The sequence below is a fragment of the Colwellia sp. MT41 genome (genome assembly GCF_001444365.1).
GTDB classification, from domain to species: Bacteria; Pseudomonadota; Gammaproteobacteria; order Enterobacterales; family Alteromonadaceae; genus Colwellia; species Colwellia marinimaniae.
This window is the reverse complement of the sequence record NZ_CP013145.1, coordinates 4,025,316-4,048,288: the sequence shown is the minus strand read 5'-3', so window position 1 is coordinate 4,048,288 and position 22,973 is coordinate 4,025,316. Positions and strand designations below refer to the sequence as shown.

Genomic DNA, 22,973 nt, shown 5'->3' with positions numbered 1-22,973 from the left:
AGCTGCTAGCTAGCTCCTAGTAAGGAACTAGACTAGTTTAATTGGCACAGCTTCAACGGTGAACTTAGTGGTCATCTCATGTGTCGGTGGCGTGAACTTAGTTAAGTTAATACCTTCTACCGCACTTTTATACTCTTCAAGGGTAGGGAAGCGACCCAGCATAGTTGCCAGCACAACTAGCGGCGTTGAACCCAGTAATGATTCACCTTTTTTCTCTGCAGTATCTGCTACCACACGACCTTGGAATAAACGTGTCGACGTAGCAATTACTGTATCGCCTGGTTCAGCTTTCTCTTGGTTACCCATACATAAGTTACAACCTGGGCGTTCAAGGTACATGATGTTTTCGTACTTAGTACGAGCCGCACCTTTTGGATGTGCATCATCGAATTCAAAACCGGAATACTTTTGTAAAATTTCCCAGTCACCTTCAGCTTTGAGCTCATCAACAATGTTGTATGTTGGTGGCGCGACCACTAATGGTGCTTTAAATTCAATCTTCTGACCTTGCGCCTCCATGTTGCGCAACATTTGTGCAATGATTTGCATGTCACCTTTATGAACCATACAAGAACCAACAAAACCTAAATCTACTTTTTTGCTGCCTTTATAGTATGAAACAGGTCTAATTGCATCATGGGTATAACGTTTTGAAACATCTTCATTGTTTACGTCAGGATCAGCAATCATAGGTTCGTCAATAGCATCTAAATCAACCACCACTTCTGCGTAATACTTAGCGGTATCATCTGGTGCTAATGCAGGGCTAGTGCCTGATTTGATGCCATCGATACGTTTGTCAGCGATAGCAATTAAACCGTTAAGTGTTTTCGCTTGGTTATCCATACCTTTATTGATCATAATCTGAATACGATTCTTAGCGAGTTCAAGTGATTGCACTAAGGTGTCATCTTCAGAAATACAGATAGAGGCTTTTGCTTTCATCTCTGCCGACCAATCGGTAAAAGTGAATGCTTGGTCAGCTAATAAAGTACCAATGTGTACTTCAATCACCCGACCTTGGAAGACATTCTCGCCACCAAATTGCTTAAGCATTTGCATTTGTGTCGCGTGCACGACATCACGGAAATCAACATGGTCTTGCATGTGACCTTTAAAAGTAACTTTAACTGATTCAGGGATTGGCATAGCCGCTTCACCCGTTGCTAATGCAATCGCCACTGTACCTGAGTCGGCACCAAACGCGACGCCTTTAGACATACGAGTATGCGAATCACCACCGATGATGATAGCGCGGTCGTCGACAGTAATATCATTCAATACTTTATGAATAACATCTGTCATCGGCAGGTAAGCGCCTTTAGGATCACGAGCCGTGACAAGACCAAATTTATTCATAAAGCTCATCAATTTAGGAATGTTCGCTTTTGCTTTGTCATCCCATACCGATGCGGTGTGACAACCAGACTGGTAAGCACCGTCAACGAGTGGCGAAATAGTAGAAGCAGCCATCGCTTCTAACTCTTGGCATGTCATTGGACCGGTAGTATCTTGAGAGCCAATAATGTTTACTGTCACGCGAACATTCGAGCCTGCATGTAATGGAGTTTCTGAAGCAACACCAACTGCGTTACGGTTAAATATTTTTTCAACAGCAGTTAAACCTTGACCTTCATGTGAGATCTCTTTAGATGCTGCGTAAACAGCAGGCGCTTCAACGCCCAAAGTTTCTGCCGAAAATGTTTGTAATTTCTTACCGAATGTAACCGCGTAAGAACCACCTGCTTTCATAAATTCCACTTTTTGTGGAGTGAATGCTGAAGATACGTCAACTAATTCTTTATCACCGTTATATAACTTCTGTGCTTTAGTATCGATAGTTAATACAGTACCCGTAGCTACCGAGTAAGCTTCTTCTAGCACTGCATCGCCATTATCGTCAACAACATTGTTGCCAGTGGCATCTACTTTCTTAACCCAGTTTTTAAGGTCAAGACCAATACCGCCAGTGACATCAACTGTGGTTAGGAAGATAGGAGCGATACCGTTGGTACCGGCAACAACCGGGGCAATGTTAATAAAAGGTACGTATGGGCTGGCTTTTTTACCCGCTATCAGTGCCACGTTGTTAACACCAGACATACGAGAAGAACCAACACCCATGGTGCCTTTTTCTGCAATAAGCATCACTTTAGCGTTAGGGTGCTTAACTTGTAATGCTTGTATTTCTGCTTGCGCTTCTGGCGTGATCAAACACTGGCCGTGCAATTCACGGTCAGCACGAGAGTGAGCTTGATGACCAGGAGAAAGTAAGTCAGTTGATATGTCACCTTCACCGGCAATATAAGTAACGATTTCAATCTTTTCTGCTATTTCTGGCAGCTTAGTGAAAAACTCAGCTTTTGCGTAGCTTTCAAGAATATCTTTGGCAATAACATTGCCCGCTTTAAACGCGGTTGCCAGACGAGCGGTATCAGCGTCGTATAGAAATACTTGAGTTTTTAATACTTCAGCTGCGGGTTTTGATACTGCTGCGTTATCAGGCAGTGTTGGATCAAGAAGCGCTAAATCAAGCAGTACATCAATTGAAGGGCCGCCTTTCATGTGAGACAACAATTCAAAAGCATAGGTAGGGGTAATTTCTGCTAGTACAGATTCGCCTAAGATGATTTCTTTTAGGAAAGTCGCTTTTACCCCTGCAGCACTTGTTGTGCCTGGTAAAGTGTTATAGATGAAGAAGTTAAGTGAATCTTCACGATGCTCATTGGCGACATCTTTAATTTGAGCAATAATCTCAGATAATAACTCCGCGCCATCAATTGGCAAAGGAGCCAATGCTAGATCTTTTTTACGACTGTCAATTTCTTTAAGGTACTCTATATACAAACTCATTCGCTACTCTCTCAGGCAATAGATGCTAATAATATTTGCTAATTAATAGTAACTAGCAGGGACAAATTTTATCTCTATTTTACCTGATTTTCTATGTACTACTAATCATTTGCTTAAATAAGCACTATTCATGTTAGTTATAGTTGGTAGTGGATATAGTTATAGTGGTTATACCACTTTGCTAGTAAATATTTTTATATGATAAAGTGAAATGAGCAAGTTTCTTGGCACATGTTTAGATTAATTATCGTCTATATTTAGTGATATACCCGTTCAACTTCAAGGTGCTGCTGAACAGGCACCTTGCCGGAGAACGGGTATATAGTCATTTGTACGCAAGCTATTAGTTTGGGTATATAGTAATTTTTCCTTGCTGCTCTTTAACTTTAAACACGTATTAGCAGTAAGGTATCGATAATTTTTAATCTCGGATACTTAATTAGTCCGATGGGTAGTAAGTATCCCTATCAAAGGTGAATGTCGTGCTTCAAGAATATCGTAATCACGTAGCGGAACGTGCAGCTTTAAATATCGACCCTAAAGCTTTAGACGCTGAACAAACAGCAGCCTTAGTCGAACTAGTTAAAAATCCACCAGACGGGGAAGAAGCCTTTTTAATTGATTTATTAAGCAATCGTATCCCAGCCGGTGTTGATGATGCTGCTTATGTTAAGGCGGGATTCTTAACAGCTATTGCTAAAGGTGAAACAAACTCACCGATATTAACAGCTAAAAAAGCCACTGAATTACTAGGCACCATGTTAGGTGGTTACAACATTCAAGCTATGATTGACTTATTAGACAGCGAGCTATTATCGGCAACAGCGGCTAAAGGTTTATCACATACTTTATTAATGTTTGATGCTTTCCATGATGTACAAGAAAAAGCTGAAGCGGGCAATGCGGCGGCTAAGCAAGTTATGCAATCTTGGGCTGATGCTGAGTGGTTTACCTCAAAAAATAAAGTAGCGACAAAAATTACCGTTAAAGTATTTAAAGTTACCGGTGAAACCAATACCGATGATTTATCGCCAGCACCAGATGCTTGGTCTCGTCCCGATATTCCCTTACATGCGAAAGCCATGCTTAAAATTGCTCGTGATGGTATTCATCCAGATAAAGAGGGCCACGTTGGCCCAATCGCGCAAATTCAAGCGTTACAAAAAGATGGTATGCAACTCGCTTATGTTGGTGATGTGGTTGGTACTGGCTCATCACGTAAGTCGGCGACTAATTCAGTATTATGGTATATGGGTGATGACATTCCCTATATCCCGAATAAACGTGCTGGCGGTGTTTGTCTCGGCGGTAAAATCGCCCCTATTTTCTATAACACCATGGAAGATTCAGGCGCATTACCGATTGAATTAGACGTGCAAGCCATGAACATGGGTGATGTTATTGACATTTATCCATACCAAGGTGTTGTTAAGAATGCTGCGGGGATAGTTATCTCTACCTTTGAGCTGAGCCCAGTATTATTAGACGAAGTTCGTGCTGGTGGTCGTATTCCACTCATCATTGGGCGTGGTTTAACGTCGCGTGCGCGTGCAGCACTAGGTTTAGCAGCAACAGATATATTTAAGAAACCCGTTGAGCCAGCAACGTCTACTAAGGGTTATACCTTAGCACAGAAAATGGTCGGTAAAGCTTGTGGTCTTGACGGTGTTCGACCTGGTCAATACTGTGAACCGAAAATGACTACCGTAGGCTCACAAGATACTACCGGCCCTATGACTCGTGATGAGCTGAAAGATTTAGCTTGTTTAGGTTTTTCTGCCGATTTAGTGATGCAGTCTTTCTGTCATACTTCTGCTTATCCTAAGCCGATTGATGTTATTACTCACCATACCTTACCTGATTTCATGATGAATCGTGGTGGTGTGTCACTTCGCCCAGGTGATGGCGTTATTCATTCTTGGTTAAATCGGATGTTATTACCAGATACTGTCGGCACTGGTGGCGATTCTCATACCCGGTTCCCCTTAGGTATTTCTTTCCCTGCGGGTTCTGGTTTAGTGGCTTTTGCCGCGGCAACGGGTGTTATGCCGCTTGATATGCCTGAATCTTTCTTAGTACGTTTTAACGGTAAAATGCAACCGGGTATTACTTTACGTGACTTAGTACATGCCATACCTTATTACGGTATCAAAGCAGGTTACTTAACGGTAGAAAAAACGGGCAAAGTGAATGAATTCTCTGGTCGTATCTTGGAGATTGAAGGTCTTAAAGGTTTGACGGTTGAGCAAGCCTTTGAACTTTCGGATGCTTCTGCGGAGCGCTCTGCTGCAGGTTGTTCTATTAAACTTGAAGAAGAAGCCGTTACTGAATACTTAAACTCTAATATTGTCATGTTGAAGTGGATGATCAGTGAGGGTTATGGCGATGTCCGTACTATTACTCGTCGTATTAAAGGCATGCAAGAGTGGTTAGTCAAGCCAGCATTGATGTCTGCCGATAAGGATGCGGAATATGCATTTATCCTTGAAATTGATTTAGCCGATATTAAAGAGCCTATCGTTTGTTGTCCAAATGACCCTGATGATGCCAAGTTCCTATCAGCCGTTGAGAACACCGCCATTGATGAAGTATTCCTCGGTTCATGTATGACTAACATTGGTCATTTCCGTGCAGCGGGTAAATTACTGGAAGCTTTCATGGAAGAGAGTGGTGGTACCTTATCTACCCGTATGTGGGTTGCACCACCCACTAAAATGGATAGAGATCAACTTACTGACGAGGGTTATTATGCCATTTATGGTAAAGCTGGTGTGCGTATTGAAACACCAGGTTGTTCTTTATGTATGGGCAACCAAGCGCGTGTTGCTGATAAGTCTACTGTTGTTTCTACCTCAACGCGTAACTTCCCCAACCGTTTAGGTAATGGGGCTAATGTTTATTTGGCTTCCGCTGAATTAACTGCGGTAAGTGCAATTTTAGGTAGATTACCAACACCAGCAGAATACTTTGACTATGCAAGAAAAATTGATGCGACTGCTGCGGATACCTACAGATACTTAAACTTCGATAAGATGGAAAACTATACCAGTAAAGCGGATAAGGTTATCCTGCAAGTAGAAGCCTAATTTGTCATTAACTGGTCGCTTATCGACTTAATAGCTACACCGTGCGTGCTCTTTGCTCTAAAGCCGATCAACTTAGCGTTAAGTTAGCAATGCTTTTATATTTAAACGTCGCTTAAAGCGGCGTTTTTTGTTTTTGGTTGTTGTTTTTTTTTGATTGAAATTTAACCATGTAAAATCACCTACTATCTGCTAAAATACGCCTCCCTAAAAACGTGACCAAGCTTACGTTTATTATTGATTTAAAAATTTAATCTACAGCACTGGATTTACGTTCCAGCTAGTTCAATGGAGAAACCATGAGTTCATCAGCAAACCATTTATCGACAGCTACCACAGCTACCGCAGAAAAAAGTGATGCCTTTACTATTTGTGCACTATACAAGTTTGTGCGTTTAGCGGACTTTGAGGCATTACGTGAACCATTAGCCAATAAAATGGCCAGTGTTGAGGTCAAAGGTACCTTGTTATTAGCAGCCGAAGGCATCAACGGTACGATTGCTGGCCCTCAAGTGGGTATTGATACCGTACTGGATTTTTTAGGCAAGCAGCCCGGTTTAGATAACATCTCTCATAAAGAATCGTATAGTGAAGAAAATCCATTTCACCGCACTAAAGTGAAGTTGAAAAAAGAAATCGTCACCATGGGGGTTGAGGGTATTGATCCAAATCACGTGGTCGGTACTTACGTAAAACCAAAAGATTGGAATGCCTTAATTTCTGATCCAGATGTGCTGTTGGTTGATACCCGTAACGATTATGAAATCGAAATTGGTGCTTTTAAAAATGCTATTAACCCAAATACCGAAACTTTTCGTGAGTTTCCTGAGTATGTGAAGAACAACTTAGATAAAAACAAACACAAGAAAGTTGCCATGTATTGTACTGGTGGTATTCGCTGTGAAAAATCAACCGCGTATTTAAAAGAGCAAGGTTTTGAAGAGGTTTATCACCTTGAAGGCGGCATCTTAAAGTATCTTGAAGAAGTGCCGAGTACCGAGACTCTATGGCAAGGAGAGTGTTTTGTTTTTGATGGTCGGGTCGCGGTTAATCATGACTTAGAAAAAGGTCAATATGATCAATGTTTTGCTTGTCGTTTTCCGTTAACTGAAGCGGAAAAAGAAGGTGAGCATTATGTTAAAGGCGTAAGCTGTCATCGTTGTCATGACAAGGTCACTGAACAGCAACGTAATCGTTATGCGGAACGTCAGCGTCAAATTTCTTTAGCTGAGCAACGTGGTGAAAGCCATATTGGTGGTGATATTCAAAACCTTATTGAAGAACGCCGCCAAGAGAAAAGCGATAAAAAAGCGCAGCAAGCGGCTAAGTAACCTGAACTCTGGATAAGCAGCACTTGCTCAATATTCCCCTTTATCCGATTCGCAGCGTTAACACGTCGATAAATAACCCGTTATTCATAAACGTTTTGCCTTGATAATCGAATAAATTGAAACATTGATAGTGTATATTGCTACTTAATCTTGTATATTTTGTTCTTAACAACCGTAAGTCGTTGTTTTTACTTAACCATCAAGCACTCATTATCCAGAGTTCAGGTTAAGTAATAATAAGCTTTCAGCAGAAAGGTACAAAACAATAGCAACGCCAGCTTGATTACCAAGCTGGCGTTTTTTATGGTCTAAATATTAGCTGCGCTGTAATTAGTGTCAGCCATTGGTGGTTTTAGTTTACAACGTTAAACCGCTAACCGTCACCGACCATATTGCTTAACAAAGGTAGATTGTATATTCTGGCTGCACTCACAATCTAGGCTGTTTTACATGAGATTAAAAATGAAAAAATTATTTACCCTGGCAGCAATTTCTCTCGCTGCATCCGTATCACTATCAATGTCGGTAAACGCTACTGCACACACTAATAGCGACGTTTTTACCGTTGAAAAGCTAAATCAATTAAATAAATTACATGATGTTAGTGTTTCTCCTCAAGGAGATATTTTAATTTATGGTTTGAAAAAAGGCGCTAGCGACAATCATCTTTATCGACAAGATGTTAACACGGGCAAAGTCAGCCAGTTTACCGACCATGAGAAAAGTGAAAGTAATGTGGTTTGGGCTGATGACGGTCAATCGGTGTACTTCCTCTCTGCACGTAGTGGTAGTAGCCAAATTTGGCAACAGGGCATAAACGACAATAAAGCCAAGCAAATCTCTGACTTTCCATTAGCCATTAACGGTTTTAAGTTAGCTAAAAATGGCCAAGTCTTTGCTTTGTCATTTACCGTTAAGCCAGGTTGTGACAGCTTAGCTTGTACTGTTGCGGCTAAAAAAGCTGATAAAGAGAAAAAATATAATATCCGCACCTATGAACAATTAATGGTGCGTCACTGGGATGTTTGGACAACAGCCTATAAAGAGCATTTATTTGTTGCTCATCTAAGTAAAGACGGTCTACTTAACAGCGCTCAAGATATAATGCCAAACTGGCAAAGTGATTTTGCTGGTATCAGTCAAGTAACTATTCACCCAAATGCTAGCTCGTTAGCATTTTCAGCGAAAGACTCTTCCAGTAAAGCTGCCGCTAAAGATCATGCTTGGACTACTAACTTTGATATCTTTGAAGTGGCACTATCGAAAGGCCAAGCTGCTTTTAACTTAAAAAATATTACCGAACAAAACAAAGCGTGGGATGCCAATCCAGTTTATTCTGCCAATGGTCGCTTCTTAGCTTATAAATCAATGAAAATACCAGGTTATGAAGCGGATAAATTTACCTTACAACTTCGCGATAACAGAACGGGTAAAACTCGTGCTGTCGCCAGTGATTGGGATCGCTCAATTAGTAGCTTAGCTTTCGCACCTGATAATAAGACTTTGTATGTGGTGGCCCAGGATCTTGGTCAAAAGAGTATTTTTTCTATTACGCCTGAATTTGATGAAGTGCGCAAAATTTACAATGTCGGTAGTAACGGTGATGTAACTAGCCATGGCAGCAAACTTTACTTTACTCGTCATACCTTAAACTCACCAAAAGATATTTTTACCATTGATAATCATGGCGATGATTTAAAGCAACTCACTGCTGTTAATAAAGATAAACTCGCTGATGTTAACTTTGCTGATTATAAGCAATTTAGCTTTAAAGGTTGGCATGATGAAACTGTCTATGGTTACTGGTTAAAGCCGGCTAATTTTGAAGCCGGTAAAAAATACCCTATTGCTTTTTTAGTCCACGGCGGCCCACAAGGGAGTTTTGGTAATATGTTCCATTACCGCTGGAATGCGCAATTATGGGCAGCCCAGGGTTATGGTGTAGTGATGGTCGATTTCCACGGTTCAACTGGTTATGGCCAAGAGTTTACTCATTCAATCAGTCGTGATTGGGGTGGTAAACCATTAGAAGACTTACAAAAAGGTTTGGAATTTATCGTTAAAGACCAACCTTGGTTAGATGGTGATAATGCGTGTGCGTTAGGGGCATCTTACGGTGGTTATATGATGAACTGGATTGCCGGCAACTGGCCTAGCGGTTTTAAATGTTTGATCAATCACGCTGGTTTATACGACATGCCAAGTTTTTATCAAACTACCGAAGAATTATGGTTCCCAGAATACGATATGGGTGGCCCTTCTTGGGGTAAAGAGACGGGTAGTAATAAAGGTAAGGTAAGTCCTGATTATGAAAAATTCAATCCTGCTGCTTATGTGAATAACTGGCAAACACCTATGTTAGTCATTCAAGGTGAATTAGATTACCGCGTGCCGTATGCACAAAGCTTAGGGGCATTTACTACCTTGCAACGTAAAGGTATTGATAGCCGTTTAGTGATGTTCCCCGATGAAGATCATCATATTCGTAAGCCTGATAACTTAGTGGTTTGGTACGAGGAAGTATTTAACTGGTTAGAAAAATATACCAAGAAATAATGGCTGAATGGTCACGTGTATATAACAAAAAGGCATATTAACCTAGGTTAATATGCCTTTTTCATTCGAACTAATAGTTAAAAAGTAGCTAATATTTTCTAAAGGTAGCGCTAAAACAAGCGTTATCTGGAAGAGTAACTTAGGTTTTAATTACTCTTGCTCTGCGGCCTCTTTAAGGTAGGCCAGTCGGTCTTGCTCTTGCTCAAAAGCCGCTTGGATTTCTGCCAGCACAGTTTCAACATCGGCGTTTTGAGTATCCTCGGCAAATTGTCCGGTTAACTTGGTGGTATTCGTTAACTCACCCGCTTCATAGAGTGCCCACATTTCTTCAGCAAACTTAGTTAAGGCTAGAGTCGGGGCAAACTCGGCGTAATAGCTGGTGATATTGTTGACATCACGCAGTAACATCGCTTTGGCATTGTTATTCGCCGAGGCATCAACCGCTTGTGGTAAGTCGATAATGACAGGGCCATAAGCATCAACTAAAACATTAAATTCTGATAAATCACCATGCACTATACCAGCACAAAGCATGCGCATGATGTAAATCATCATCAGTGCATGATCTTCAATGGCTTGCTCAGCGGGCATAACAACATCATTTAGTCGTGGTGCGACATCTCCTTCTTCATCGGTGATAAGCTCCATCAATAACACCCCATCAAAACAGCCATAAGGTTGCGGTACACGCACATCGTGTTCGGCAAGGGTATACAAGGCATCTACTTCAGCATTTTGCCAAGCTTGTTCTTGTTGGCTCTTACCGTACTTAGAGCCTTTTTCCATGGCTCTAGCGCGTCGGCTACTGCGGCTTTTTCGACCTTCTGTATATTGCGACGCTTTTTTAAAGCTGCGTTTGTTAGCTTCTTTATAAACTTTGGCGCAGCGAATTTCATCACCGCAACGAACGCGGTAAACTGTGGCTTCTTTACCGCTCATTAATTGGTTGAGCACTTCATCAATTATACCTTCTTCTACGAGAGGTAATAGTCGCTTTGGAATTTTCATTGCGCTGTTATACCTTAGATGCGTTAAGGAAGATAGTAAAAGCTGGTTTGTGAGCTGGATGCTGAAAGTTAGCTGAGATTTGGCAGTTGTTATCACAATATGTTACTCGATTGAGCAAGGGTTATAATGTCTATTTTTTGATAGTAAAATAGCTTCTTCTATCAGCATATTAGCCGCTTTAACCTCACCATAATTAACGGCATTACTCAGCCAATATTGAAATAATTTCGGATCTCTAATCATCAACTCTCCAGCTTTGTTAAAAAGCACTGATTCAATAGGGTCATGAAAGGCTGCTTTTCTAGCTTTGGTTTTCGTTGATAGCTCATCATTACCTTCAGTTTGATAAATTGCTTCTTGAATCGCTAGACCTATGGTATTAAGAACTCGATTTGTTCCGCTTTCTTCTAAGGTTTTCCCTAAGACCAAATATGTGTGTTTTTTGTTATTGGCCAAGTTATCAGTTGAAGTACAGAACTTTGTGATGTCGCTAATATGTATAGCTATTGCTCCATGATAACCAAGACTTGCAATAGCTCTTAAATTATCACTGATATCTAAAGTACCTTTTGAGGCACGCATGAAGAGCGCAAGGTGTTGATAATAATAGTCATTAAAGTTACTTGCTTTATTTACCTTGTTGATAGCGTTCAAGGTTGCTTGTTTATTACCACTGGCAGCATGAAAGTTGGCTATTTGTAGCCAAAGTGCGCCATTGTTACCGTCTACTTGACTGGCTCTGTTGAATAAGACGTTACTGCAAACACTATGCTCTACATTGTTAGAGCAAAGGCCAATTAAATCGATTAAGGCTAATTTATTATTGGGATACGCTTCAAGATAATCGTGCAGCAATTTTAACTTTGAATCTTGTTGAGTATCTGAAGTAAATAAAATAGAAGCGAGCTGATGCTCAGGTGTATTAGATTTTTCAAGATAATCATAATAATAGTCGAGCTTTTCTTTTGTAATATTGTTTTTATATATTTCTTCGTAATCAACGCTGGTTTGACAAGCAAGGATATAATTTTCATCCTCTCTTATACTCGGCAAAGATACTTCATTGATCTCTTTGGCTATCTCTTTGTTATTAGCTTTGTAAGCCGATACTGGTTCAATCTCATTAGACTCACTGGTTAACTTAATCGGTAGAGTAACCGCTATGTCTGATGATTTATCACTTGGTACTAAGCGGATAAAAAATATCACTGCGCTAATACAGATAATGGTAATTATGCTGATCAATAAAGTAGTGGTGCGTGTCATCCTAGACTCTTTTTTAGTGAGAGTATTTAGCTCTTATACTGTCAATGGTACCATTTTCTATCGCAACCGCTAAATGTTGTGATAATAAAGCCGCATAGCGACTATTGGCTGAATGTCTTGAAAGTGCAATATAGCTGTTGACGGTTTTATCGTACTGGTAATTTGCCAAAGCAATTTTTTGTAGATATTCAGTTTTAGGGAGTAGCGGTACGATTGACTCTTCTCGCTCTAAAATAACATCAATGTGACCTTTCAGTAGCATCTTGACTAATTGTTCTCGGGAGGTTATTTCTACTTTGTTTATTGTTTGGTTGTTATCAAACTGGGGGTAATAGGTGGCGCCACGAATTGTACCGACAATTAAATCTTTTAAATCCTCGAAATTATTTATGACGATTTCTTTAGTTGCCAAGGTAAAAAAACGCAATGGTTGCCGTTGTACCAATAAAGGCGGTTCAATAAATATTAGGTCCTTTTGTCGTTCAGGTAAGTTTCTTAAACCTAATATCATATCCGTTTGACCGCGTTTCGTCATAGACAAACAACGAGCAAATGGACAACGTACGAATACCGCTTTTAGTGTGAGAGCCTTGGCTAATAACTTTACTATTTCTATGTTTGGACCAACCAATTGATTATCGACAAAATCGACGAAGGGAGGTTCGAGGTAGGTGGCAATTCTGAGTTCACCGCTAAGTTCGCTAACGTCGGCAAGTACTAAAGGGCAAAAAAAACTGAATATAACGACATAGTATTTCATAACGAATTCAGCAAAAAAAGTGATGATAGTTAAATGTTAGTAGCTGAGATAGAATAGGGTTAACAGCGGTGCTATTTATTAAGATAACCTGAACTCTGGATAAGCAGCACTTACTCAATATTCCCCTTTATCCGATTCCCAGCGTTAAAACGTCGATAAATAACCCGTTATTCATAAACGTTTTGCCTTGATAATGGAATAAATTGAAACATTGATAGAGTATATCGCGACTAATCTTGTAAATCTTATTCTTAATAACCGTAAGTCGTTGTTTTTACTTAAACATAAAGTACTCATTATCCAGAATTCAGGTTAAGAAATTCTAACTTCTTTTCTAGCTGCTCTAGCTTGGCATGAATCGCCATATTCTGCTGCATAATTTGTTCATTTTGCTTTCGTAGCTCTCTATTTTTGATATTGGTATCAGCAAAGCCAAAAATCTTATTGGCAAATACTGCACCAGCGCCAGCTAAAATGCCGACACCCAAAATAAACATCACAAAAACAGCTGCTCTACCAATAAAAGTTATTGGATAAACATCACCAAAACCTATGGTCGTTGATGACATTAACATTAACCAAAGAGCGTCCGCATAATTTTTCACCGGTGAGTTGGCGACGCTAGTTTCAGCGAGAAACGTCACATAACCCAAGCCAGCATTAAGCAAAGCAAACAAAGTTAATGACAGCATGCCTATGGCGCCATAGTTATAGTTTTTAACGCCAAACTCATCAACTTTATAAAGGTTGCTCTTTTCCATGGCACTTTGCAAAATGATCATCTTGTTCTCTAGGGGGTTAATCAGAATATTTTGATGATATTACAATCAGAGACGATAGAGAAGACTTGGCTATGGCTTAGTGTTCGCTAAAGTAATATTTAAGGACGTGCATAGTATGAAAGCTATAATCTGACTATTTTATCCTGCCCTTAGTGGCAACTATTTTGTTATCGCATAAACTTAGCGTTAAAGCGGTAAACTAACAGGAGTTGGCTCATGGGTAAGTGTTATAAAAATATAGAAATTGCGACACCGGTTGCCACAGTGTGGCAAAAAATACGTGATTTTCATGATATGACATGGGCGGAAGGCGTGATCACTTCCTTAGTTAAAGTGGGTCAGACTGGCGGCACAGACATAGGTGCTAAAAGAATTCTAAATGATGCCTTTCATGAAACCTTAGTATGCCTAGATGACAATAATTATACTTTTTCTTATGCTGTTGATGATGGACCCGGCCCACTAGCTAAGACTGCAGTAGATAATTACTTAGGTGTGGTGAAGTTATCTGAAAGTACAACTGGTACCTTAGTTGAATGGAGCTCGAGTTTTACTTCATCTACTGAGGGTGAGGTCATTGAGTTTTGCGACCCTATTTATACCGCATTGCTTGGCGCTTTAAAAAGCAGCTTAAGTTAGTTACCTTCAGTGCTAACCAGATTTTTTAGCGGGCTTCTTTGCCGTTTTCTTCTTAAAGTTACCTTTACCGCGCTTCGGTTTAAAAGCCACCTTGGGTAAACCGGCAAAAGATTGCTGACTGGCGCCATGGACCATTTCTGTTACCGTCTTGGTTAAGGGCTGCATAAAACTTAAGTAACTGGCATTTTTTTCACTAATCGCGGTGAGTGTTGCTTCCCACTGCGCTGTCATATCAGGCAAGGTAGCCATTTCAGGTAGCGCGTTAATTAAGGCTATGCCCACTTCTGTGGCGGTAATAGCTTTGCCGTGGCGTTGTAAAAATCCCCGTTTAAAGAGTAAATCAATAATGCCGGCGCGAGTGGCATCTGTACCTAAGCCATCGGTGTCTTTTAATACTTTTTTAATGGCAGGATCACTGACATAACGGGAAATGCCTGTCATCGCGGCAAGCAAGGTCGCATCAGTAAAAGACTGTGGCGGCGAAGTGTGTTTCTCTAGTAGTTCGCCTTGTTGGCAATGTAATATTTGCCCTTTGGTTAAAGGTGGCAGGGTTTGTTCTTGCTCATCTGCTGCTTGCGTTTTTTTACTTTTCGGGAAAAGTACCTGCCAACCTTGTTGTTTCTCTATTTTTGCTTGGCTAACAAAATTCCCACCGGCGATCAAAAGGCTGATCTTGGTTTGCTGATAGATATATGCCGGGTAAAACTGCACTAAATACTGGCGGACAATCATCAAATAGATATTTTTTTCAAAGGTATTTAAGCTGATATTCTCCGGTGATTTTTCGGTAGGAATAATGGCATGGTGGGCGGTTATCTTTTTATCGTTCCACGCTTTACTGACCAAAGAGGTATTAGCCCCTTGGGCTGGTTTATTACAAGGTAAAGATGATTTCGCCAGGGTATTAACAATGCCTCTGGCTTGTTTTAATTGTTCTTTCGGCAAATAACGACAATCTGAGCGCGGGTAGGTAATCAGTTTATGTCTTTCATACAAGGTCTGGCAGACATCAAGTACCAACTTAGCATTCATAGAAAACTGCTTGGCCGCGCTGATTTGTAATTGTGACAAATTAAAGGGTAACGGCGCTGCTTGCTGTTTTTCATTACTCTCAAGCTTACTGACCGTTGCTGGCTGGTTATCAATACGTTTAACAACATTTTCCGCTAGTGCCCTCACCAATACTCGGCCTTCTTCATCACAATAAGGCTGACAATTGTCACTGGGTTGCCATTTAGCGGTAAAACTGACGGCTTCATTTACCTGCAAGCTAAGGTGGGCTTGTACTTGATAAAAAGCTTTACTGTTGAACTTGGCAATTTCTTGCTCACGCCTGACCACTAAGCCTAATAAAGGCGTTTGTACACGGCCGACCGATAAAACCGAGTTATAGCCAGTTTTTTGTCCTTGCAAGGTATAAGCGCGGGTTAGATTAATACCATAAAGCCAATCAGCCCGAGAGCGGGCTAAAGCAGAAATAGACAAGGGCATAAAGTCACTATTCGGTTTTAGTGACTTAAGTGCGCGTTGCACCGCAGGTAAATTCAAATCGCTGATCAGCAGGCGTTTAATCGTAGATTTTTTCTTTTTTGATATGTTGAAGTAATCAATCACTTCATCGACCAGTAATTGACCTTCTCGGTCAGGATCGCCAGCATGAATAATTTCATCGGCTTGTTTTACCAATTTACGTAAAACAGTAAGCTGCGAGCGGGTACGACTAATGGGTTTTAATTGCCATTGCTCAGGCACTATCGGTAAACTTTCCATACGCCATTTTTTTAATGTCGCATCGTAATCTTCAGGGTCTGCTTGCGCTAAAATATGGCCGATACACCAACTAACCACATCACCATTACCGAGCTCTATATGGGTTCTATGGTTTTTATGTCTTCCCTTAATAGAGAGTTGTAATGCGGCAGCAATGGCGCGCCCTAAGCTAGGTTTTTCGGCAATATAGAGTTTCAATGGTATATGAACGTTAATGAAGTGTAGAGGTTACTATGATTATAGATTGAACACTGTCTTTATGTACAGTTTTGTTTTCAATTGACATAAAAAACCAGTTTAACCTATCCCCAATTATTGAGTGTCGGTTAAACTGGTTTTATGCAGTTTATATCAGTTAAATACTTATAAGTTTTACTTTAATAAGTATTAACTTTAAAAGCGGTAACTTACTTCTAAACTCATGTAACGAGCAGTTTGACGGCTAGTTGTCATGCCCCAGTTTTGGTTAACTTCTAAACCAGAGTTTGTACTTATCGCATGTTCCTGTTCAACACTTGTTTGGGTGTCAGAGTCAAGTACATTATAAACAGTGGCTTTAAGTTGTAAATCACCACCAGCAACATCAATGTTATAGGCTAAACTTAAATCAAGCATAGTTGTCCAGTCTGTTGTACCAGAAGTACCACGTGGTGCTGGGTTGCCATTTGCATCATAAAATGATGCTTGGCCATAGTATTTACTAATACAATCTTCCCATACTGAACCCGCCGCACAACTATCTACGCCGTCAGGATGTACACTAAACTTGTTAATTGGCATTCCAGAAGCCACTGAAGCATTAAAACCAACTGTTAGTTCTTCAGTGATGTCATAGTAACCATTAATTTTGAAGGCATGACGGCGATCATTTGGTAAGTTACCATCTGCGTGATCCATTAAACCAGCGTAATCGTATGAAGTTGTCCAGCCTGGATCGGCCTGACCATTATCTGTTCTAACTAAACCTTCAGTGTTACCCCAACTATGAGACCACGTGTATGATGCATTGTAGTGGAAACTATCACCGGCAACACCAGATAACGTTGTTTCTACAGCACCGTATTGACGGCTAGCTACTGGTAAAGCAAGGTCTTCTTTTGAAAGGTATATAGTGTCTAGTGTACCATCACCATCATAGTCATACGTCATTTCCAAAGGTTCACCTGGGTTAGCTAACACGTAGCTAGGAATCCTAGCGTCAGTAATACCCTTTTTAGCGAAGTATGCCGCTATTGGTGCAGAGTAATCAGTATCTTCAATTGAACGACCTAAATCACGGTAAATACCACGCATGCCGAACACCATGTCACCATCCATCAGCTCTTGCTCAAAACCAATAGTAATTTCATCATTGTACATAGACTCTAAGTTAGAGCTAACAATGGTTGTTACATCAGTACTGCCATCTTGTACTACACGTTGACTAATGTGTGCACCAGTAGAAGGAGAACCATCGGCTAATAGAACTATTTCGCCATTTGAATCAAGTTGGTCAATATGGTAGTAGTCATGAACATCACGACGAGAACCACCTTGAGTAATGTTCATATTTGCTGATACAGGTTGGAAGTAACGTCCGTATGTTGCGAATAATTTAGTAGTACCATCACCGGTCAGGTCATAAATTGCTTGAAGTCTAGGTGCTATTTGCCCTTTAACGTCTACGTATTTTGTGCCGTCAGTCATTTCATTTGAAACATTTGAAACACGAACACCTAGGTTTAATACTAACTGATCAGTTACGCTCCAGGTATCTTGTACATAAAAAGCCGTTGATGTTACATTTGAATCGGTAAAATCGGTACGAATACGTTGGTCAGCGTAAGCTGTTCCTTGAGGCAATCCTGTGAAATCAGATCCCGTAGCGTAAGTTACCTCCCACCAACCTTCACGACCAGCTACACCATTTGGATGTGCAGCATAATCTACAGCAATATTGGTATAATCTAAACCAAATTGAAGATCATGATCACCAAGTATCCAGTTTACATCAAAGCGAACTTGATCACGGGTAAAGTTACTGTCTATAACAGTAGCTGCAGATTCAGCTGAGACATGTTGCCATGAACCGGTTAAATTTGACCATACAAGAGGGTCAGTATTGCTAACCGTATTGTAGGTATTATCCGTTGTACGACCAGCAACCATTTCAATTGAAAGATCGTCTGTTAAAATACCGGTATATTTAAAGCCGTAAACATCGCCACCAGAATGTGAGGTATAAGTGGCACTTTGTGCGCCAACTTCTCCAGTTATACCGTCGTTATTAAAGGTAGTACCTTTTCCTTTCGTAGCAAAACCAATAGTCGTTAATTCAATAGAGTGATTATCATTGATAAACCAATCTAATTTACCAAAATAACGATCTGATGTTGTTTCACCATCGTTTAACTTTGAACTATATCCATTTTTGTAGCTTGTCTTTTGTGGCTCATATAAAGCATAAAAGAAAAGTGTATCTTCAATGAAAGCACCACTTGCCCAAATATTAAAGCGGGTAAAGGTCGATTCATCTTGAGCTGTTGTTCCATCCTGAAGCGAACCATCAGCTTGTAAAAGATTATTATGTTGTGAGCGTGTTGCATTTGGATCTACACGTGCATAACCACCAAATTCAAAATCATTTGAACCTGATTTAGAAATCGCATTAATAATACCACCTAAAGCACCACCAAATTCAGGATCAATACCGCCTGTTTTGATTTCTGTTTGCGCAATTGCTTCCCATGGCATTGAGATTGAACCAATACCTGTTTTAATAGACGTAATGTTAATGCCGTTTAAGTAATAACCATTTTCAGCAGAAGAACTACCACCGATACTAGCGCCACCAAATGCAGAGTTGCTGGTAGCACCCGGCGCTAATAATGCCATAGCTTCAAAACCTGACTCAACCGGCATTTTGTCTAATTCGCCAGCGGTAAGGGTAATACCACCCGTTGATGAATCTAAATCGACACGCGTTATTCTTGAACCAATTACTGAAATACGTTCAACGTCTGCATCAGTGTTGTCACTTGATAACAGAACACCATTAAATATAACGGCGCCACCAACTTTAACAATTAAGTCATGCTTTTCAATGGTGTTAAAACCCTCTTTAACGATAGTCATCTCGTACTCACCAATGGGAAGTTTTCTTAAAGAATACTCACCTTTTTCATTGGTAGTAATAGTACGGGTAACACCTTTGCCTTTATGGACCAGTGTAATAACCGCACCCTTAGTTACTTGGTTATCTGTGTTAGTAACAACACCTTTTAAAGAACCGTTAAATGCATCCGCCATAGCGCTTGGCATTGAAATCATTAATGCCGTACCTACGGCAATGGCCGCGAGTGTTCTACGTGCCTTAAAATTTGATTTGATCATTTTGTTATACCTGTTTTAATTTAATCTATTGTTTTGTTTTTATATATTATTTTTGTTTTAGTCCTTAATCTGACGAACTCCCGTTGTACTTTTTACTCGTCAGTAGCAGGTGCTTTTAATAGAACAACACAGAAGTACAATTACACTTATATATGTTATATTGTATATTATCCACAAGTATATGATTGCAAAGTATTACAAGTTGCATAACAATTAGACTAGAAGTTACTTTGCATTAACAAAATATCAGTAAAATTGCTTGCTCAAGGGAAGGTGAGAATAAATTGCATGTGTAAAAAGTGTACTAAGAACAAAATACTCTTAGCTTAGAATTATTTCGAATATAATGCTGATTTGTTGGGTTAATGCAAAATTTAATACAGCAATGATGACTAGCTTATACCCGTTACCATTCAAGATGCATGTTTCAGAGTGGTTGAGCAATTTCAATTCAAGGTGCTGTGATGAAATAATGGTTGTTCAGGAAAATTAGCTTAAACCGATAATGATTAGACGAATTTATCTCTGATGAATTTTAACTGATATTTTGAAAGGTATTACTTTTTGATTAGGCTGTACTTATTTTTTTTGCATGTGAGTACCAAAATGGTGCCGGATAAGATAGCGAAGGATGCGAGTATTACACGCAGGGTAATAGCTTCATTAAGTAACATAGCCCCCGCGAGAGTGACCAATATAGGCACACTTAATTGCACTATGGCGGCTTGAGTAGCCTTGAGTTCAGGCAATACACTATACCAAATAATGTAACCTATAGCAGAAGTGACAATACCTGATAGCAAGGCACAAAGAGCACCTGCCCCGACTAAATTAATGCTGTCGAGATTAAGGGCATTGGTTGTTGTTAAGTTAACGATAAACCATAAGAGTATCGCCATTGGCGCTGCTTTGATAAAGTTGCCTGCAGTTGCTGCTGCGGGATCACTTGCCCCTCGACCTTGCAGTGTATAAATACCCCAAGCAATACCGGAAATACACATCAATAATGCACCATTCAATGACGGTGCCCTTATACCAGGTAACATTAATATCACTAAGCCAACAAGCGCAAGTACAAAACCGACTAATTGTATTCTATTTAGCCGTTCTCCTTCGCGATAACCAACAAGTGTCATGGTTATTTGTACTGAGCCAAACAGTAATAATGCCCCTGTACCCGCGGCGATTAAACCGTAACCATAAGTGAAGCTAACCGCATAAATGAATAGGGCAGTAGCAGCGAGCCAGCTGCCTGACTGAAGCGGTGTTTTATGATTTCTTATCGTGACAAATAGCCATAAGAATAGCGCGCCAGAAACGACTCTAAGCATAATGAAACTGGCTTCATCTATGTTGGTTTTTTCTAAGGCAAAGCGTGTTATCAGTGAATTAGCGGCAAAAGCTAACAGTGATATTATGGTGATTAGGATGATTTTAAGCCGAGTCATATATTTGTCCTGGTCTTTGTTTTGGCAACGGTGGCGAGGAGTTAGCGACTCGGCTCTATATTTTTAACTAGATGCTAAGTAAATAGTTAACACGATAGCAAAGGTGAAAATCAAGATGTTAGCTTAGTAAATTGGCAAGCTAACACTTTAATCGTTAAGGCTATTAAACCATATCATCAAAAGGGTTTTTAGTCGGTAAGGCAATACTGTTTTTAAATTCTGCGAATTTTATCTTATCAGTCGTTAGCTCAATGTCATCCTCATTAATCAGGCCTTCGCCAAATTTATAAATCAAATCAAATTGACCGTTATTGGCATTATCTCGATAAACTTGCTGTGCTTGTTCGACGCTAATTAGCTTTTGTTGATATTCTTGCATAGCCTCAGCGCCATAGCGTTTTTCCATCATGGCTAGGGTCACTTTTGGCGAGAATATGGTTGCCGTGGCGTTATTGCCGCCAAAACCTTTTGAGTTAATAAAAGCGATGTCCATGTCATGACAATACCAATGCTCAGTGGCAATATTTAGGTGTTGGTCATGCACATCGTCAGCAACTTTATCAATGGTGGTAATGCCAGGCATAATATTATCACTGAAAACACCTAATGCCATGGCCATTTGATCGCCACTAGCTGGGCCTAGTGTATGGCCGACATAGGCTTTGGGTGCCGCTACTGGCCAATTTTCGATATTAAAACATTCAGCAACTCTATGGTAAATCAAAGATTCAGTGACGCGGTTTTGTGGCGTACTTGAGCCATGCGCAAGAATAAAGCTACGTTGTTGCAGTGCTTCTTTACCTAAAACTTGCTCGGCTAAAGCAACCGATTTTGCCATCGTTATATAGTTACCTGGACCTGGCGCCGTGATAGATTTTTTATAGCCATCAGCATTAATAAATACATCGGCAACTGAGGCCAGTACCTTTGCCCCCATAGCCAAAGCCAGAGCATCATCCATCAAGATAACAAATTGTGCACCTTCACCTATAGTAAAACCACAATTTTTACCAAAAGGACGACTGGTGCGGCGATGATCGGCGGTGTCGGTACCGTCTAGTCTTTTTAAGCCCTCTTCGTTGGCTAGCGCGCTCATATTACCAAAGCCTTCAATGACTTCTGGCGTGATTGCCGCTTCACTACTACCGACAATAGCGACGCGTATACGGCCAGCTGCCATGTCATGAACAGCCGCACGTAGGTTATATAAAAATGTTGCACAAGCACCAGAGCTGGTAAATGTGGTACCGACATTACCAATAACATAGGCATTAATAAAATCGGTAGACATGGTATTTAACCCTAGGGCTAATTGTTTAGTACTGACGCGAGAGCCGGTTAAACGACTTTTAATCAAACCGCCCAAACCCTCATCATTTAGTTGGCCGGCGATCGAGGCCGAATAAACACCTACTTCATCAGGACTGATCTTGTCTAAAATAGCATCCCATTCAATTCCGGTTGAACGAATGGCATCGGTAGCAGCGAAGATGGTCGCTTGTAAACCACGCGGTTGATAACGGCTCTTATATAGTTTTGCCGGGTCAAAGCCTGTTGGAAACTGTCCCGCGGCTTTAATGGGGTTATCACGATAGGCATCATGAGTAATGGTTAATTGCTCAGGAATCTTAACCGCAACTCTAGCCTCGCCGATATCAGTCAGCAACCATGAGCTTGGTACGGGTTTAGGTAACTCTTTTTTGAGCAACTCAAAGGAAATATATTTATCAGTAGGGCTGATATTCATCTTTTGATGCCAATGGGTTGCATCGGGATCAAAATGATTTTTCTCAATTTTACGAATTAAGGTACCGGCAAGAATTTGTTGGCCGAATTTGGCTTCTATCTCACTAGGTGCGACTGTATTACCATCAACATCCACTAAAGTGCCTTGTTGATAGCTGACGATATTCATTAAGCTTGCTAAGCCAACAAAAGTTTCTTGACGTGCTTGGGCATTTAACTTGTCGATGACGATACGACGGAAGCCTTGATGAAACGAGGTGCGTCCTGCGGCATTAATACCGCCCATGCCAATAATTAAAGGTAAACGTGCCATCTAATAACCCACTTAAAGAATTTGAATAAATGCAAAAGAATAATAA

Annotated in this window: 13 protein-coding genes; 4 read left to right on the top strand and 9 right to left on the bottom strand. The window is 40.4% G+C overall.

Annotated elements, in window-relative coordinates; all coding sequences use genetic code 11:
* Positions 1-27: 27 nt before the first annotated feature.
* Positions 28-2,853 carry a bifunctional aconitate hydratase 2/2-methylisocitrate dehydratase gene (locus tag CMT41_RS17120; RefSeq protein WP_058027946.1) on the bottom strand — a complete coding sequence of 942 codons (2,826 nt, stop codon included), beginning with the start codon at positions 2,851-2,853 and terminating at the stop codon, positions 28-30.
* Positions 2,854-3,335: 482 nt separating this feature from the next.
* Here CMT41_RS17120 and acnB point away from each other — a divergent pair, with 482 nt between their 5' ends.
* The 3 genes from acnB (at position 3,336) to CMT41_RS17105 (ending at position 9,823) form a co-directional block, all read left to right on the top strand.
* The gene (gene acnB, locus CMT41_RS17115; protein WP_058027945.1) at positions 3,336-5,939 is read left to right on the top strand and encodes a bifunctional aconitate hydratase 2/2-methylisocitrate dehydratase; all 2,604 of its coding nucleotides are present in this window, start codon (positions 3,336-3,338) and stop codon (positions 5,937-5,939) included.
* Between the two features lie 296 nt (positions 5,940-6,235).
* Positions 6,236-7,267 carry an oxygen-dependent tRNA uridine(34) hydroxylase TrhO gene (gene trhO, locus CMT41_RS17110; protein ID WP_082606602.1) on the top strand — a complete coding sequence of 344 codons (1,032 nt, stop codon included), beginning with the start codon at positions 6,236-6,238 and terminating at the stop codon, positions 7,265-7,267.
* A 462-nt stretch (positions 7,268-7,729) separates the two neighbouring features.
* On the top strand, positions 7,730-9,823 hold the full coding sequence (locus tag CMT41_RS17105; protein WP_058028271.1) for a S9 family peptidase: 2,094 nt from the start codon (positions 7,730-7,732) through the stop codon (positions 9,821-9,823).
* Positions 9,824-9,973: 150 nt separating this feature from the next.
* Here the strand turns inward: CMT41_RS17105 and CMT41_RS17100 are convergent, their stop codons facing one another.
* The 4 genes from CMT41_RS17100 to CMT41_RS17085 form a co-directional block, all read right to left on the bottom strand.
* Positions 9,974-10,831, bottom strand: coding sequence for a PA4780 family RIO1-like protein kinase (locus CMT41_RS17100; protein WP_057183053.1), 858 nt, complete (start codon positions 10,829-10,831; stop codon positions 9,974-9,976).
* Between the two features lie 102 nt (positions 10,832-10,933).
* The gene (locus tag CMT41_RS17095; protein ID WP_058027944.1) at positions 10,934-12,097 is read right to left on the bottom strand and encodes a hypothetical protein; all 1,164 of its coding nucleotides are present in this window, start codon (positions 12,095-12,097) and stop codon (positions 10,934-10,936) included.
* A gap of 13 nt (positions 12,098-12,110) precedes the next feature.
* Complete coding sequence (locus CMT41_RS17090; protein ID WP_057183021.1) at positions 12,111-12,857, bottom strand: substrate-binding periplasmic protein; 747 nt, start codon at positions 12,855-12,857, stop codon at positions 12,111-12,113.
* A 296-nt stretch (positions 12,858-13,153) separates the two neighbouring features.
* Positions 13,154-13,639, bottom strand: coding sequence for a potassium channel family protein (locus CMT41_RS17085; RefSeq protein WP_058027943.1), 486 nt, complete (start codon positions 13,637-13,639; stop codon positions 13,154-13,156).
* Positions 13,640-13,855: 216 nt separating this feature from the next.
* On the opposite strand from CMT41_RS17085, the gene CMT41_RS17080 reads away from it, so the two are divergent.
* The gene (locus CMT41_RS17080; RefSeq protein WP_058027942.1) at positions 13,856-14,278 is read left to right on the top strand and encodes an SRPBCC family protein; all 423 of its coding nucleotides are present in this window, start codon (positions 13,856-13,858) and stop codon (positions 14,276-14,278) included.
* 12 nt (positions 14,279-14,290) lie between these two features.
* On the opposite strand, the gene CMT41_RS17075 is transcribed toward CMT41_RS17080, so the two are convergent.
* The 4 genes from CMT41_RS17075 to CMT41_RS17060 all read right to left on the bottom strand — a co-directional run bounded on the left by CMT41_RS17075 (position 14,291) and on the right by CMT41_RS17060 (position 22,927).
* Positions 14,291-16,246 (bottom strand): DNA topoisomerase III, encoded by a 1,956-nt coding sequence (locus CMT41_RS17075; RefSeq protein WP_058027941.1) that lies wholly within the window; start codon positions 16,244-16,246, stop codon positions 14,291-14,293.
* Positions 16,247-16,441: 195 nt separating this feature from the next.
* Complete coding sequence (locus tag CMT41_RS17070) at positions 16,442-19,420, bottom strand: TonB-dependent receptor (RefSeq protein ID WP_058027940.1); 2,979 nt, start codon at positions 19,418-19,420, stop codon at positions 16,442-16,444.
* 557 nt (positions 19,421-19,977) lie between these two features.
* Entirely contained in the window at positions 19,978-20,868 is an 891-nt protein-coding gene (locus CMT41_RS17065) for a DMT family transporter (protein WP_058027939.1), read from the bottom strand.
* Positions 20,869-21,031: 163 nt separating this feature from the next.
* Complete coding sequence (locus CMT41_RS17060) at positions 21,032-22,927, bottom strand: beta-ketoacyl synthase (protein WP_057183009.1); 1,896 nt, start codon at positions 22,925-22,927, stop codon at positions 21,032-21,034.
* Between the last annotated feature and the right edge of the window lie 46 nt (positions 22,928-22,973).